At 68.6% G+C, this 15,438-nt stretch carries 14 protein-coding genes; 7 read left to right on the forward strand and 7 right to left on the reverse strand.

What is annotated here, in order from left to right; all coding sequences use genetic code 11:
- Nucleotides 1-70 precede the first annotated feature (70 nt).
- Nucleotides 71-694 carry a nitroreductase family protein gene (locus GIY23_RS01175; protein ID WP_154074966.1) on the reverse strand — a complete coding sequence of 208 codons (624 nt, stop codon included), beginning with the start codon at nucleotides 692-694 and terminating at the stop codon, nucleotides 71-73.
- Between the two features lie 78 nt (nucleotides 695-772).
- The gene (locus tag GIY23_RS01180; RefSeq protein WP_228717479.1) at nucleotides 773-2,014 is read right to left on the reverse strand and encodes a glycosyltransferase family protein; all 1,242 of its coding nucleotides are present in this window, start codon (nucleotides 2,012-2,014) and stop codon (nucleotides 773-775) included.
- A 274-nt stretch (nucleotides 2,015-2,288) separates the two neighbouring features.
- Between GIY23_RS01180 and GIY23_RS01185 the strand changes: the two genes are divergently transcribed.
- The 3 genes from GIY23_RS01185 (at nucleotide 2,289) to GIY23_RS01195 (ending at nucleotide 5,825) form a co-directional block, all read left to right on the forward strand.
- Nucleotides 2,289-3,554 (forward strand): aspartate kinase, encoded by a 1,266-nt coding sequence (locus GIY23_RS01185; RefSeq protein ID WP_154074967.1) that lies wholly within the window; start codon nucleotides 2,289-2,291, stop codon nucleotides 3,552-3,554.
- Entirely contained in the window at nucleotides 3,554-4,612 is a 1,059-nt protein-coding gene (locus tag GIY23_RS01190) for an aspartate-semialdehyde dehydrogenase (protein ID WP_154074968.1), read from the forward strand. The genes GIY23_RS01185 and GIY23_RS01190 overlap by 1 nt, the downstream gene beginning before the upstream one ends.
- A 409-nt stretch (nucleotides 4,613-5,021) precedes the next feature.
- Nucleotides 5,022-5,825: an FkbM family methyltransferase gene (locus tag GIY23_RS01195; protein ID WP_222850210.1), complete on the forward strand. Its 804-nt coding sequence runs from the start codon at nucleotides 5,022-5,024 to the stop codon at nucleotides 5,823-5,825.
- Between the two features lie 213 nt (nucleotides 5,826-6,038).
- Here GIY23_RS01195 and GIY23_RS22865 read toward each other — a convergent pair whose 3' ends face one another.
- Genes GIY23_RS22865 through GIY23_RS01210 form a run of 3 tightly spaced genes read right to left on the reverse strand, consistent with a single transcriptional unit; the run spans nucleotide 6,039 to nucleotide 7,121 of the window.
- Nucleotides 6,039-6,245 (reverse strand): hypothetical protein, encoded by a 207-nt coding sequence (locus GIY23_RS22865; RefSeq protein ID WP_228717480.1) that lies wholly within the window; start codon nucleotides 6,243-6,245, stop codon nucleotides 6,039-6,041.
- A gap of 24 nt (nucleotides 6,246-6,269) precedes the next feature.
- Complete coding sequence (locus GIY23_RS01205; RefSeq protein ID WP_154074969.1) at nucleotides 6,270-6,776, reverse strand: SRPBCC family protein; 507 nt, start codon at nucleotides 6,774-6,776, stop codon at nucleotides 6,270-6,272.
- A gap of 3 nt (nucleotides 6,777-6,779) precedes the next feature.
- Entirely contained in the window at nucleotides 6,780-7,121 is a 342-nt protein-coding gene (locus tag GIY23_RS01210) for an ArsR/SmtB family transcription factor (protein ID WP_154074970.1), read from the reverse strand.
- Nucleotides 7,122-7,304: 183 nt separating this feature from the next.
- Between GIY23_RS01210 and GIY23_RS01215 the strand changes: the two genes are divergently transcribed.
- From GIY23_RS01215 to GIY23_RS01230, 4 genes are all read left to right on the forward strand, one after another.
- The gene (locus GIY23_RS01215; protein ID WP_222850211.1) at nucleotides 7,305-7,868 is read left to right on the forward strand and encodes a Uma2 family endonuclease; all 564 of its coding nucleotides are present in this window, start codon (nucleotides 7,305-7,307) and stop codon (nucleotides 7,866-7,868) included.
- A gap of 44 nt (nucleotides 7,869-7,912) precedes the next feature.
- On the forward strand, nucleotides 7,913-9,412 hold the full coding sequence (locus tag GIY23_RS01220) for a gluconokinase (RefSeq protein WP_154074972.1): 1,500 nt from the start codon (nucleotides 7,913-7,915) through the stop codon (nucleotides 9,410-9,412).
- Between the two features lie 172 nt (nucleotides 9,413-9,584).
- Complete coding sequence (locus tag GIY23_RS01225) at nucleotides 9,585-10,127, forward strand: Fur family transcriptional regulator (RefSeq protein WP_154074973.1); 543 nt, start codon at nucleotides 9,585-9,587, stop codon at nucleotides 10,125-10,127.
- The gene (locus GIY23_RS01230; RefSeq protein ID WP_154074974.1) at nucleotides 10,124-11,572 is read left to right on the forward strand and encodes a catalase; all 1,449 of its coding nucleotides are present in this window, start codon (nucleotides 10,124-10,126) and stop codon (nucleotides 11,570-11,572) included. The genes GIY23_RS01225 and GIY23_RS01230 overlap by 4 nt, the downstream gene beginning before the upstream one ends.
- 343 nt (nucleotides 11,573-11,915) lie before the next feature.
- Here the strand turns inward: GIY23_RS01230 and GIY23_RS01235 are convergent, their stop codons facing one another.
- Together GIY23_RS01235 and GIY23_RS01240 are read right to left on the reverse strand one after the other, a co-directional pair.
- Nucleotides 11,916-13,406, reverse strand: a complete 1,491-nt coding sequence (locus GIY23_RS01235) for a dynamin family protein (RefSeq protein ID WP_154074975.1) — start codon at nucleotides 13,404-13,406, stop codon at nucleotides 11,916-11,918.
- Nucleotides 13,403-15,211 carry a dynamin family protein gene (locus GIY23_RS01240; RefSeq protein ID WP_154074976.1) on the reverse strand — a complete coding sequence of 603 codons (1,809 nt, stop codon included), beginning with the start codon at nucleotides 15,209-15,211 and terminating at the stop codon, nucleotides 13,403-13,405. Before GIY23_RS01240 ends, GIY23_RS01235 begins: the two co-directional genes overlap by 4 nt.
- Between the last annotated feature and the right edge of the window lie 227 nt (nucleotides 15,212-15,438).

Below are 15,438 nucleotides of genomic sequence, written 5' to 3' on the forward strand. Positions count from 1 at the left end.
GCGGGAGCGGAGACCCTCGGCGCACCGTGTCTGACCACAGCCTCGACCAGCGCGGCCTCGATGACGGGATTCAGTTCCGGGAGTCGCCGGGGAACACCGGGTTCTGCCAGTCCCCGGTGAACACGAGCTCCGCCAGGTCGTGCCGGTTCCGGGGCGCGTTCTCCTTGCGCTGCAAGGACTCCGGGAGGTCCGCAACCTCGCCGAGTGTGCCGACCGCGATCGCCACCCACGGGTCGAAACCGTCCGGGATCCCGAGCAGTTCGCGCGCGCGGTCCGCGTCGAAGCCGGCCATCTGGTGCGTGACGAGGCCCTCGTCCACTGCCTGCAGCACGAGGTTCTGCGTCGCCAGTCCGAGGCTGTAGGCGTGGTACGGCAGCGGGTCGCCCTCGTCGCCGACGCTCTTGGCCACCCCGATCACCAGCGCCGACGCCGATCCGGCCCAGGAGTTGCCCCGGGAGAGCGTCGAGCGGATCAGCTCGAAGGTCGCGTCCCCGCGTCGCCCGAGGACGTAGCGGGCCGGTTGGCTGTTGCCCCACGAGGGAGCCCAGCGCGCCGCCTCGAACAGCGCCGCGAGTTGCGCGTCGGTCACCTCGGCGGTGGCGTCGAACGCACGCGGGCTCCAGCGCTGCGCCAGGATCGGGTGCAGCGGCACGGAGGTCTCGGCCGCGCGGCCGGTCTCGATCGAAGAACTCATTCCTTCACCTCACGGGTTGTCGGGTGGTCTTGCTTGGTGGGTCGGGGGCCATCAGCACAGATCACGCGCCCTCCATTCTCAGATGGCGTACTCCCATGCGGTCAACGAGTAGGCGCCGAACCACGAGCCGAACAGGACCAGCAGCACCGACGTCGCCACGGCCGTCGCGGTCCGTCGCTGAGCGAGGCCCATCGCGACAGGCAGCAACAGCGGGAACGCGGGCAACATCAACCGCACCTTCGAGTACATCAGCCCGTCGGAGCCGAGGTCGAGCGCGAGCACGATGGCGGCGAACGCGAGCAACGGCCACGGCATCCGGCGGCGCACACACAACACCAGCAGCACCACCGACGCGACGATCACCCACGCGGTGACCGTCTCGAACGCGGAGTTCGGGGTCGCGAGAGTCTCCAGCACGAAGGCGCCGGTGGCGACGCCGCCGTCGAACGCGGACGACCAGCCCCGCTGCTGCAGGTCGAAGTAGCCGCCGAGCGAGCCCGTCTGCACGGCGACCCAGCCGATGTAGAGGCCCAGTCCCGCCGGTGCCGCCAGCGCGGCGAACCACGGCCGCCACCCGTCCCGGCGAGTCACGATCGCGATCAGGGCCGCGAGGCCGACGACCGCCACCACCGCCGCCGCCGTGGGGCGGATCAGCCCGGCCGCCGCGCACATCACGCCCGCGAGTACCCAGTTGCGTTCGAGCACGCCCACGAGAGCCCAGGCGGCGAGCGCACAGAACACCGCCTCCGAGTACGCCATCGACAGCACGACCGACATCGGCGAGGCGGCGAACAGCGCCACGAACAGCAATCCGACCTTCGGGCCGCCGCCGAGGCGCACCCCGATCCGATACAGCGCGTAGGCCAGCGCGACCCCCGCGACGAGGCTCACCACGACCGCCCCGACCAGCACGTTCACCCCGGGCAGCAGCGCCACCAGCTGGATGAGCAGCGGGTAGCCGGGGAAGAACGCCAACGGTGTCTCGGGTAGCCGTCTGCCGTAGCCGTCGACCATCGACGAATCGACACCGCCGTAGCCGTGCGCGGCGACCTCCAGGTACCACTCGCCGTCCCACGCGCCGAGGTTGTCGACCAGCGACTCACCGTTGGCCGCGGACAGCAGGGTCAGGGTGAGCAGCCCCATCGCACGAATTGCGAGGTAAACCACACCCGGCGCCCACAGCAGCACTCGGCGGCGATGCGCGAGCACCCGGTCGAGGGTGGTCGACAGCCACCGTGGAATGAGCTGTTTGTGCTGCACACCCGGCGTGTCGGTGACCCCGGCCCGTGGGGGGTCGACCGGTTCCGCAGTGGTGGACACCGTCCTCCTCCGCCCGCGTCGAAAAGCCGGTCCCACAGGCTAGTGGTCGGGTTCGGGGCTGGGGTTCGGAGGTGGTGATTCGGTAAGCTGGTTCGGCAGCGGAGCGGCTCGGTCCAGGGCGCCGACCTCCCGAGACGGGTGTGTTGTCGCTGCTCTGGGGCCGGTCGCGGAGCTGTTGGCGTGTCGCCGGGTCGTCTCGACCCCGGCGTGGGAAGGGGCCGACTCTCCATACGTCCAACCCGGGACGCCGCACGGCTCGAGGAGGTTTTTTCACGTGGCGCTCGTCGTCCAGAAGTACGGCGGTTCCTCACTCGAGAGTGCTGATCGAATCAAACGGGTGGCCGAACGCATCGTCGAGACCCGCAAGGCGGGCAACGACGTCGTCGTCGTGTGCTCCGCCATGGGGGACACCACCGACGAGATGCTCGACCTGGCGCAGCAGGTGAATCCTGCGCCGCCGCAGCGCGAGCTCGACATGCTGATGACCGCCGGTGAGCGGATCTCCAACGCCCTCGTGGCGATGGCGGTCGAAGCTCTCGGCGTGGAGGCCCGCTCGTTCACCGGCTCGCAGGCCGGAGTGATCACCACCTCTGCTCACCAGAACGCCCGCATCATGGACGTCACACCCGGTCGGGTGCAGGAAGCGCTCGACGAGGGACAAGTGGTGCTCGTCGCAGGATTCCAGGGCGTCTCCCAGGACACCAAGGACATCACGACGCTCGGCCGCGGCGGGTCGGACACCACCGCCGTCGCGGTGGCGGCGGCGATGCAGGCCGACGTCTGCGAGATCTACACCGACGTCGACGGCGTCTACACTGCCGACCCCCGGATCGTCAGCAACGCCCAGCACCTCGACCGCGTCACCTACGAGGAGATGCTCGAGCTGGCCGCGACCGGCGCGAAGGTGCTGCACCTGCGCGCCGTGGAGTACGCGCGCCGGTACGGCGTCCCGCTGCACGTCCGCTCGTCGTACTCGCCCAAGCCCGGAACCATCGTGTCCGGCTCAGTGGAGGATCTTTCCGTGGAACAAGCGATGATCACCGGCGTCGCGCACGACCGGTCGGAAGCGAAGGTCACCGTGCGCGGCGTGCCGGACAACCCCGGTGTGGCCGGGCAGATCTTCCGTGCCGTCGCCGCTGCCGAGATCGACATCGACATGGTGCTGCAGAACGTCTCCAGTACGAACTCCGGCCGCACCGACGTCACCTTCACCGCCGCGAAGAGCAACGGGCCAGAGGCCGTCGCCGCACTGGAAAAGATCAAGGACAGCGTCGGGTTCGACGAAGTGGTCTACGACGACCACGTGGGCAAGGTCTCGCTGGTGGGCGCGGGCATGCGTTCGCACCCGGGCGTGACGGCGACCTTCTGCGAGGCGCTTTCCGATGCCGGAGTGAACATCGAGATCATCAACACCTCGGAGATCCGCATCTCGGTGCTGATCCGCGAGGGTCAGCTCGACACCGCCGTGCAGGCGCTGCACGAGGCCTTCGGTCTCGGCAGCGACGAGGAGGCCGTGGTCTACGCCGGGAGTGGTATCTGATGAGCACCGGACCCACCGTCGCGATCGTCGGCGCCACCGGCGCCGTCGGCACCGTGATGATCGACATCATCGACAACCGTCCCTCCGTGCCGTGGGGCGAGGTCCGGCTGATCGCCTCCGCGCGGTCGGCGGGCAAGAAGATGACCGTCCGCGGCGAGGAGAAGACCGTCGTCGAGCTGAGTCCCGAGGCGTTCGACGGGGTGGACATCGCCCTGTTCGACGTTCCGGACGAGATCTCGGCGAAGTGGGCGCCGATCGCCGCCGAGCGCGGCGCGATCGCCGTGGACAACTCGGGCGCGTTCCGGCTCGACCCCGAGGTGCCGCTGGTGGTGCCCGAGGTCAACGCGAGCAAGGTGCACGAGCGCCCGAAGGGCATCGTCGCGAACCCGAACTGCACGACGCTGTCGATGATGGCCTCGCTCGGTGCCCTGCACCACGAGTTCGGCCTGCGTGAGCTGGTCGTCTCGTCGTACCAGGCCGCTTCCGGCGCGGGCCAGGAAGGCGTCGACCGGCTCTACGCCGAGATCGCGGCCGTCGCGGGCAAGAACGTCGGTGCCCGCGCTGGCGACGTCGCCGAGGCGCTGGCTGCCGCCGGACTGTCCGAGGAGACTCCGTTCAAGGCTCCGCTGGCGATGAACGTGGTGCCATGGGCGGGCTCGCGCAAGGACGACGGCTGGACCTCGGAGGAGCTCAAGGTCCGCAACGAGTCTCGCAAGATCCTCGGCATCGACGACCTCAAGGTCTCGGCCACCTGCGTGCGGGTGCCGGTGCTGACGACGCACTCGCTGGCGGTGCACGCGACCTTCGAGCGCGAGGTCACCGTGGAGCAGGCGCACAAGGTGTTCCGCTCGCAGGACTCGATCGTGTTGCAGGACGACCCGGACAACGAGGTCTTCCCGACGCCCGCCGCGGTCGTCGGCGGCGACCCGACCTACGTGGGGCGGGTGCGTCAGGCGCTCGACTTCCCGAACACGCTCGAGTTCTTCGTGTGCGGGGACAACCTGCGCAAGGGGGCCGCACTCAACACCTACGAGATCGCCGAGACCCTCGCGAACTGAGCGCGCCGTTCAGACGGTCTTGCGTGGTCGGTTGGGTGGCGGAACCTCAGCGCCCTCCTCGCTGCGGGATCGATTTCTTGAGTAGCGGCCTACGCGGCGAAATCGCTGTCCTCGCGAGGAGGGCGCTGAGAACCCGCGGGTGGTCGTGCTGCGTGCGTGATGACTGCTCGGCGCCGCCGCTGACAAGATACGACGACAGCGGCGCCCGAGGTTTCCGGCGACGGGAACCTCGGGCGCTGTTTCGTTCGAACGGGAGTCCGCCGACGCGTCGGCAGGGGGCACTACGATCAGCTCGAGACGGCGTCAGAAGCTGTCTGTGGTCGGCGGTCGCTTACCCGCGTTCTAGCGCACCTCGCGGCGTTGGGGTCGCCTCGACCGAAGACAGGCACTCAGAGGGGGATCCGGGATCGTGTCAGTCTGGAACAACGTGCCGAGCGGGTTCGGCCGCACGCGACGTCGACTGTCGGCGGTGGCATCGGCATTGCGCACAGCAGCGTCGGTGCGACTGGTCGAACCGGAGGTTCTCGGTCTGCGCCGGTTCGTGCGCCCCGGTGACGTGTGTTTCGACATCGGTGCCGCGTACGGCATGTACAGCTACTCGCTGGCCGATCTCGTGGGCCCGACCGGAGTCGTGCACAGCTTCGAGCCACAGTTCAAGTCGCATTTCCTGCTGCGTGCCGGGAAAAACGTCGCAGGCGCACAGCACATGACCGTCGATCGCGCCGGTGTGGGGCGTGAGCAGGGGACCTTCGACATCCTTCTCCCGGTCAAGTTCGGATTGCCGATTCACGGGCACGCGCACCTCGCCGACGGGGTGACGACACAGCACGGGAAGTCCGTGAAGTCCGGGAAATTCTGCTGGACACGGACCATCGCCGTTCCCGTCACCACCGTCGACAAGGTGTGCGCGGATCGCGGGATCGAGCGAGTCGACTTCATGAAGATCGACGTCGAAGGGTTCGAGCCGTCGGTGGTCCAGGGAGCGTCGAGCACGATCGAGCGGGACCGGCCGACGCTGCTGCTGGAGATCGAGGACCGGCACTTGTCGCGATACGACCAGACCGCCGCGGAGTTCAGTCGCATGCTGCGCGACCTCGGCTACTCGATGCACGTATGGAAGGACGGGGACTGGGTCCCGGCCGACGAGGTCACGACGGATCGTCGCAACTACCTGTTCGCCACCGAACGCACTTGGCGCCGCCCCGCAGTGTGAGAGCGCATTTGGGAACTGGCGTTGTGCCGGTAGCGCGCGAACTGGGGCGGCGGTACCGGACCACCCACCCAAGTTCCACAACGCCTTCTGAGATGCGGAGGTCCCGGTCCCCGGCGGCCTCGCGGGCCTGCTCCAGCGCGCTGTGGATGCCGTCGTTGACGAAGTGGAAAGTGGTCCCGCCCGACCGTTTCCAGGGGTCACGCTTCTCGTGGGTCACGACGGACACCCCCGTGTGGAACGGCGGCTCCGCCGGCCAGGACTGCTCGCGAGCTCGAACATGCGCTTGCCCATCACGCTCGCGCCGGTGCGCTCGAATGTCTCCCGTGCGATGTCGTTGTCGCGCCCTTCCTCGCCGAGCTTCAGGCTCTCCCGGACGTCCGTCGACTCGGGAGCGGTGAAGCCGTCCAGCGACATCGACACGCTGAAGAACACCTTCCCCGGTCATCAGTCCTCAGCTCCCCTCCGGACGGTCTCGGTGACGTAGGCAGCCAGGTTGCCCAGGGTCTGCCTGCCGCCCTCGATCGCGTGGTAGGTCTCGACCGCCTCGTCGCGGAGCTCCTTGGTGGGGAACACCGTGCGCATCTCGATCCGGGTGGCCGCACCGTCGGGCACGAACGTGAGTACGGACTCGAACGCGTTCGGGTCGCCGCGGTACTCGCCGTGCAGCAGCGTGATCTCCTCCGGCGGGACGATCTCGGTCCAGGTGATCCACTCCGGGTAGTCCGTCCCGTCCGGCCCGTGCATCACGAAGTCCCACTCCCCGCCGACGCGGAACTCGAAGGACCGTGTGGTGGTCGTGAACCCCGTCGGCCCCCACCACCGCGACAGGTGCCGCACCTCGGTAAACGCCTCGAACACGAGCTCCCGCGGGGCGTCGATGACTCGGGAGACCACGGTCTCGCGGTCCTCCGTCGCGGACCGCGCCGACGCCCCTCGTCCCGTCTCGCTCATCAGCTACTCCTTCCCTCTCGCCTGCTTGATGTCCTGCACGTACGCGTCCAGCCGGTCGAAGCTCTCGTTCCAGAACCGTTCGAACCCGCCGGTCCACTCATGCACCGGTCGCAGCCCGCGGGCGTCCAGGCCGTAGAGGCGCAGCTTGCCCGCCTTGCGGTCCCGCACCAGCCCGACTTCCCGGAGCACGCCCAGGTGTTTGGACGCCCTCGGCTGGGACATCCCCAGCTCCTGGGCCAGCTCGGTCACCGGCCTCTCTCCTGCCCGCAACAGCACCAGGATCTCGCGGCGCTGCGGCTCGGCGATCGCGTTGAAGACGTCCGACGTCGTCGCTGCTCGTGCCATGAGGAGAATCATATTCCCATATAGGAATGCGTCAAGCGGGACGGGATCAGGGCTTCTGCCTTGGTCGTAGGTCCGCCGTATCGTGATATCGAGCAGGCGAACCCGGTCATTCGAACGTGTGTTCCCCCATGGTTTTCCTGGAGATCGTTCCTGACGGCTGGCAGTTGTGGAGGTATGACAGCGATGACCTGGCCCGACCACCTGCTCAGCCTGGACGAGTTCGAGCGGTTGCCCGAGGACGATTCGCGCCGCTACGAGCTCCAGGAAGGCGTGCTGCACGTGACCCCGAAAGCCGCGAGCCTGCACCAGCGGGTGGTGAAGCGACTCGCTTCACTGCTTGATCAGCAGCTTGACGAACGCTGGGAAGCCATGTTGGACGTGGAGGTCGTCCTCACGGCGTCCTATCCGCCGACCTTGCGCGTGCCCGACGTGGTGGTCGCCTCGACCGATCTGATCGACCAGAACCCGAACCGGTTGCACGCCCAGGACGTCGTCCTCGCGGTCGAGGTGATCTCACCCGGCTCGTCCCGGATGGACCGGGTGTACAAGCTCTTCGAATACGCGAAGGCAGGCATCCCGTTCTACTGGGTCGTGGAGCTCGGCGACTCGGTGTCGGTGACGGCGATGCGACTCGGCGGCGAAACCTACGACGTGGTCTTCGACGGTGGCGGCGAGATGATCCTGGAACAGCCGTTCCCTCTGACCCTGGACCTGCCGTCGCTGGCGCGACGCGGGCCCGCTCCCTGATCTCGCCGCACGGAACGTCGGCTCGTGGCCGATAGGTTGGGGGTATGTCAGGCACGGAATCGGAGCAGGTGGTGCTCGGGGTGGACCTCGGCACCACGTCCACCAAGGTCGTCGCGGGAACTCGACACGGGCATGTGCTGCACCAGACTGAGCGCGGCTATCCACTGCGCACGGACGAGCCCGGCGAAGCGGTACAGGATCCCGGCACGGTCCGGGACGCGGCGATCGAGGCGGTCGCCGACTGTGTCACGTGGACCGCTGCGCACGGCCACGAGGTCGTGGGCTTGTCGTTCAGTACGGCGATGCACACGCTCGTCGGTCTGGACGACTCCGGCGCCGCCGTCACGCCTGCGTTCACCTGGGCCGACACGCGCGCGGCCGACGTCGCGCGTCGACTCCGGGAGGACGCGTCGTCGCCGGATCTGCACCGGGCGACCGGAACTCCGGTGCACACGCAGTCGGTCATGGTGAAGCTCGCCTGGCTGAACTCGGGGCGCTCCGACCTCACGAACGGAGCCGTCCAGTGGTGCGGGCTCAAGGACGTGGTGCTGGCCGCGTTCAACGGTGAACGCGACGCCCTCGTCGCGGAGCATTCGCTGGCTTCGGGCACCGGACTGCAGAGCATGGCCGAACTGGACTGGCACGAACCCGCCCTCGAGGTCGCCGGAGTGACGGCCGACCAGCTCCCGCCGCTGCGGGCACCGGTCGACTCCGTCCCGCTGTCCGCGAAGGTCGCTGATGCGGTCGGATTGCCGCAGGGCATCCCGGTCGTACTCGGTGGCGGAGACGGTCCGCTGGCCAACCTCGGCGTGGGTGCGATCGAGCCGGGCGTCGCGGCCCTGTCCCTGGGGACGAGTGGCGCGTTGCGTGTCGTCCGGAACGAGCCCGGGGTCGATGAGCGGTGCCGCACGTTCAGTTACGCGCTCGCCGACGGACGGTGGGTGATCGGTGGCGCGGTCAGCAATGGAGCGGTCGTCGGGCAGTGGGCGGCCGACGCGTTCGGGGTCGAGGTGCCGGACCTCCTCGAGGAGGCGGCGGAGGTGCCGCACGGCGCCGAAGGGCTCGTGGCCCTGCCGTACCTGCTCGGTGAGCGTGCGCCGTGGTGGGAGCCCGGGCTGACTGGTGCGCTCGTCGGGCTCCGCCGGTACCACGGACGTGCGGAGATCACCCGCGCGATCGTGGAGGGAGTCGCCCAGCAGCTCGCGCTCGTCCAGGACGCGGTGCGGGAGTCGGGCGCCGAGGTGCGGTCCGTGCGCGCGACCGGCGGCGGCTTTCGGAGCCGTGTCTGGGCGACGGCCATCGCTGCCGCACTCGACGGCGAACTGCACCTGGCCGACGCGGAGGCGGGCTCCGGCCTCGGTGCCGTGTTGCTGGGCTGGCGGGCGCTCGGCGGCCTGGACTCGCTGGACGAGGCGTCGGCGCTGGTGACGCCGCACGACACGGTCGCGCCCGACCGGGAGGCTGCTCGGCTGCTCGCCGAGCGCAGGCCCTCGATCGCGGAACTCGCTCGCCTCGTACGGGAACTGGTCCCCGGCACGGACTGAGAACGCATTGGGGAACTGGGGTACATGGTCCAGTACGCCTGAGCCTCTCGCCCTGCCCCGGTTGGTCACCTACGACCGTGCCCAACGGGACACATGCCAGTTTCCAAATGCACGCGGGTTCACCCCAGTTTTCTTGACTGATTCCAGTTTGGTCGTGCCATACTGGGTGCGTATGACCCCCAGGACGGCGCCCGAGAGCACCACCGGACGGACCGGTGCCGCGGTGGCTCCGCACAACGGATCGCCCGAGGCGTTCGATCCGACGGCGCGGTTGCGCACCGCGGGGCTCCGGGTGACCAGGCCACGGCTCGCCGTGCTGCGGTGGTTGGAAGGACACCCGCACTCGAGCACCGACCAGGTGGCGGGTGCGGTGCGGACCGAACTCGGCTCGGTGTCCACACAGGCCGTCTACGACGTGCTGCACGCGTGCACCTCCGCAGGGCTCGTCCGCCGGATCGAACCCGCCGGGCATCCGGCCCGGTTCGAAACCCGGACCGCCGACAACCACCACCACCTGGTGTGCCGACAGTGCGGCCGAACGGACGACGTCGACTGCGTGCAGGGCGCAGCGCCGTGTCTGACCCCGTTCGACACCGCCGGGTACGCCGTGGACGAGGCCGAAGTCGTGTTCTGGGGGGTCTGTCCCACCTGCCGTTCCGAGGCCGACCGGCCCCCGGAGGGCAGCCGAGACCACCATGAGGAGGACGGTTCGTGAGTTCGCCGCGACCCACCACGACCAACGCGGGCATCCCCGTCGCCAGCGACAACCACTCGCTGACCGCAGGCACCAACGGCCCGGTCCTGCTGCAGGACCATTACCTCATCGAGAAGAACGCGCAGTTCAACCGCGAGCGCGTTCCCGAACGGGTGGTGCACGCCAAGGGCGGCGGCGCGTTCGGATTCTTCGAGGCCACCGAGGACGTCAGCCAGTACACCAAGGCGGCCGTGTTCCAGCAGGGCGCCACGACCGAGACCCTGATCCGCTTCTCCTCCGTCGCGGGCGAGCTCGGGTCCCCCGACACCTGGCGCGACCCGCGCGGCACGGCGATCAAGTTCTACACCTCCGAGGGCAACTACGACCTCGTCGGCAACAACACTCCGGTGTTCTTCATCCGCGACGCGATCAAGTTCCCGGACTTCATCCACTCGCAGAAGCGCCGCGCCGACAACCACCTGCGCGACAACGACATGCAGTGGGACTTCTGGACCCAGTGCCCCGAGTCGGCGCACCAGGTGACCTGGCTGATGGGTGATCGCGGCATTCCGAAGACCTGGCGCCACATGAATCTCTACGGTTCGCACACCTACATGTGGGTCAACGCCGCGGGCGAGAAGTTCTGGGTCAAGTACCACTTCAAGACCGACCAGGGCCACGACTTCCTGCCGCAGGACGAGGCCGACCGGCTCGCCGGCGCCGACGGTGACCACTACATCCGCGACCTGTGGAACACCATCAAGGGCGGCGAGCACCCCAGCTGGACGCTTTACGTGCAGGTCATGCCGTACGAGGACGCCGCGGACTACCGGTTCAACCCGTTCGACCTGACCAAGATCTGGCCGCACTCCGACTACCCGCTGATCAAGGTCGGCCGGTTCGTCCTGAATCGGAACCCGGAGAACTACTTCGGCCAGATCGAGCAGGCCGCGTTCGAGCCGTCCAACCTGGTGCCGGGCATCGGTACCTCGCCGGACAAGATGCTGCAGGGCCGGCTGTTCGCCTACCCGGACGCGCACCGCTACCGGATCGGCGCGAACTACATGGACCTGCCGGTCAACCGTCCCGTCTCGGAGGTCAACAGCTACTCCAAGGACGGCCCGATGCGCTACAGCTTCGGCAACGACCCGGTCTACGTGCCGAACTCCTACGGCGGCGCGCACGCCGACCCGAGTTACGGCACCGACGACGCCGCCGCGGGCATCGAGCAGGAGGTCGTGCGCTCGGCCTACGAGCTGCACTCCGAGGACGACGACTTCGGTCAGCCGGGCACCATGGTCCGCGAGGTCTTCAGCGACGAGGAGCGCGCGCGCTTCGTCGACAACGTCGCCGGTCACCTCTCCGGCGGCGTGAGCAAGCCGATCCTGGAGAAGGCGCTGAACTACTGGCGCAGCGTCGACAAGACCACCGGCGACAAGATCGCCGACAAGGTGAACGGTGGCTGAGCCTTCTTTCGCAGCGAAGAGGACCCGGGCTTCGGCCCGGGTTCTTTTCGTGTGTGGGCGGGTGTTGAGCAGCCGCGCGGATTGGTCTGCGTGGGTGGTTCCGTGGCGGAACCTCACCTCGTCGCTGGCTGCGGGATCGTCGACATCAGGTAGCGCCCTACATTACGTCGACGCTGTCCTCGCCAGCCACGAGGTGAGAACCCGCGGGTGGTCGGGCTGCGTGCGTGGTGACTGCTCAGCGGCTCCGCCGCTGACAAGACACGAGGACAGCCCTTTCCTGAACGGGTGATCTGCGTGCCGTCGTCGCGCCGGTTTCAGGGCGAGTGGGCAATGCCGGAAGGGGTCAGGTTCCGGAGTGGGTCCGACGCACCAAGCGTTCACAGGTGCGTAGGACGGTGCGTGCCGCCTCGCGGTGCACGAGGTCGCGCCCGGGGTCGAGTGCGTGGTACCGCCACCGTGTGAGGGCGTCGCCTGCCACGTGCGCCATGGTGCCGTCCGAGGTGCGCGAGGCTTGCCCGAGCCTGCTGCGCAGATCGTCCCCCGCGCCGCCGAGCAGCTGCTGCGCCTCCTCGTCGAGTGCACCGCCGAAACGGATCTGTCCCGACCGCAGCGCCGAGATCAGCCGGAGTTCGGGCCACTCGTGCGCCGAGGCGAGGATGCGTTCCAACTCGGCCCGGAGCTGGTGGGATCCCGGGCGCGGGTTCGCCCGCAACACCATGTCCAGCGCCATCAGCACCGACCGGGCGCGCAACGCGTCCTGGCGCTCGATGAACTGCTGGTGCACCGCCTCGTGCAGATCGTTGAGCCGGCTGTCGTCGAGCAATGTGCTCACGATCTTCTTCGGTTCGCCGACCCCGTCCCGGATCGCGGTGACGGCGCGCTGCAGCCCGAACCGGCCCAGCTTCTCGAACAACGCCAGCCGCACGGCCCGTGGCACCGACTCGGGCTTCTCGTTGCGGGCGAAGCGGTCGGCCGAGAGCAGCAACGCTTCGAGGTTCTCGTCGGGCAGCGCGGCCACCTTGCCGAGTGCGGCCACCTCGTCCGGGGTGAGCGACGACGCGGCCTGCCCGAGCAGTCCGACGACGGGGATCACGTACTGGCTGAACGCGCGCAGCCGTGGATCGTCCCGGTAACGTCGCGCGATCTTGTCCGCGGCCGGAAGTGCTTCGGTGCCACCGCTTCCGGTCTCGTCGGCTCGGGAGAGCACGAGAATCGTGTTGATCGGCGCGCACTGTGCGACGTGCAGTTCGTGCACCGAGTGCAGGAACTGCACGTCCGTCTGGTGTGGGTGGCGGGTGAGGTAGAGCAGCCCGTCCGCCTCGGAGAGGATCTGTGCGAGCGCGCCGCGCCCCGTCTCCTGGACCGCGGAGGACGACACGCCGGGCGTCTCGGACAGGGTGATCGCCTGCAGTCCCGGGGCCGGCGATTCGATGACCAGGCGGGAGACCTCGTCGGGACGCCAGTGCTGCAGGTCGCGGATGGTTCCGACGTCCAGTGTGGTCACCGGGATGTTCTGTTCTGCCCCGTGCGGGGTGTGCACCGTGATCCTCGGTTCGGGCCCGTACCGGTACAGCGTGTTGACCTGGGTGCGTTCCTCGGCGTCGGTGGGCGCGAGGGGCTCGCCGATGAGAGCGTTGATCAGCGTGGACTTGCCGGACTTGACGCGCCCGGTGACGGCGAGCCGAAGCGGATGCTCGAGCCGTTCGAACCGTTCCCGCAGCCACCGGGACGTCCGAGGATCGTCACGGTAGAAGGTCATGGTGCGGGTGAGCAGCGCGCGCGCCCGTGGCAGCAGGCCGTCGTCGGGTTCGGCCTGATGGTGGGGGTTCGTCATGCGCTGAGCCGGTTGGTCGTGAGCATGGCGGCACGTTTACGCAGCACCGAGAGGTCCTCGAGTTTCTTGCGGATGTCGCGGGCGCGTTGGTCTCTGTCGACGGCGCTGCGTTCGGCGGTGCGCTTGATCTCCTGGATGGAGTTGTTGACCTCTCGCTGGTCGGTCTCGGTGAGCCGGTTGAAGTGGTCGTGCAGGGCGCGGTGGGTGGACCGGATGGTGTCCTTGGTGTCCTTGCCGACCTGGAACACCACCTGGTCGATGTAGCGCTGGGTGGCGGTGCGCGCTTCGGCCTGGCGGCGTTTGAGCCGCGAGTCCTTCTCCTCGCTGAGGCTCTTGCTGCCCAGCAGTAGACCCGCTGACAGCGAGACCACGTTCATCAGTGGCAGGCCGAGCATGCTTGTCATGAGCCCGAACATCAGGACGCCGCCGTAGGAACCGCGCAGTCCGGTGAGGATCTGGTCGCCGCGCTTGTAGTGCGCGTTGCGGGGCGCGCGGGGATCGGGGACGCCGTCGGCGGCCTCGGGGGGCGTCGGCTCGGGAACGTCGGGCAGCGAGGCCGCGTGGTCCTCGAGGAACTGGTCGGCGACCCGTTCACTGAGCCGTTCGGAGCGTGCGTGCAGCCACTCGTAGGTCTCGGAGACGGCCTGCTTCAAGCTGTCGGTGAGCCACGCCTGGTAGTCCTCCCACACGACGTTCGGGTCGGCCTGGTCGAGTGTCTCGTTGGCCTGGTGCAGGATCTCCCAGGTGCGTTCCCGGAAGTCGAAGTCGATGTCGCTGTAGAGATCCTGAATGCCGTCGGAGAGCACCTTCTGCCAGCGGCCGACCATGCGCTTGAGGTCCTCGGCGCGCCGTTGCGCGGCTTCGAGTTCGAGCAGTGTCTCGGCGGCGGTGCGCGGGTTCTGCTCCGCGAGTTCGGTCTTGAGCGTGGTGATGACCTGGTCGAGCGCGTCGGCGACGTTGTGCGAGACGAGCCTGCGGGTGAGCTGGTCGTGGGCGCCCGCGAGTTCGGTGCGCAGGTACTCCAGCAGCGGCGGATACCCGGATTCGGCGTTGAGGTCGGCGTCCTGGGCGCGAGCGGCGAGCTGCCGCACGGCGGACGAGACGGGAAAGATCCGGCCGGTGATGCCCGCGTTGGACAGGTGCTTGCGGTTGACCTCGACGACGCGTCGCCAGTGCGGCGTCACGTCGGTCTTGGGCTGGACCAGCGCGACGTTCGGGCACAGGGCGGTGACCTGCCGCAGGAACGCGAGTTCGTGGGTGGTCAGTTCCTGGGTGGCGTCGCTGACCATGAGCAGCGCGTCGGCTTCGGCGACGGCGGCGAGGGTCGCCGCGGTCGGGGTGGCCGAGACACTGCCCACTCCGGGCGTGTCCATGAGGACCAGCCCGTTCTTGAGCAGGCCGCGCGGGATGCCGACCTCGGTCCGGGTGAGGGGGCGGCCGTCGGTGACGGCTTCCTCGGCGTGTTCGCGGACCCGTTCGATGGGTACGGGCAGCCGGTCCGCGCCTGCGGGCCCGTGCGCGGGCTCGTGTTCGACGAGCTGGGCGCTGGGTTCGTCGGCGTAGCGGACGACGGTGGGAACGGTGGTCGTGACGTCGTCACCCGCGGGGCAGACGGTGGCGTTGACGAGCGAGTTGATGAGCTCGCTCTTGCCCTGTTTCGCCTCGCCGACGACGAGGACGAGCTGCGCGGGGTCCAGGATCCGGTTGCGGATCTGCCGCAGTCGGCTGTGCAGATCGGCACGCTGCTGATCCGCGCATTCCGCAGTCGCCCGATCGATCAGCTCCACCAGTGCCGTCTCGATCACGACACCGATTGTTGCGCGTCTTCCCGACGAAGGGAAACCCGGATGGGGGATAGCTCGCTGGATCAGTGGTGGATCACGCACTCACAGTGAGCATTCTCGCTGATCACACGAGACTGCGCCGCGCGGATCGAGGCTGTGGTCAGGGACCTGTGCGCAACCCGGATCACTCCGCGATGCCCTCTTGCCGGGTGGTGGGACGACGATCGGGCCGGGACCTCGGAAGGTCC

This window comes from Allosaccharopolyspora coralli (assembly GCF_009664835.1).
GTDB classification, from domain to species: domain Bacteria; phylum Actinomycetota; class Actinomycetes; order Mycobacteriales; family Pseudonocardiaceae; genus Allosaccharopolyspora; species Allosaccharopolyspora coralli.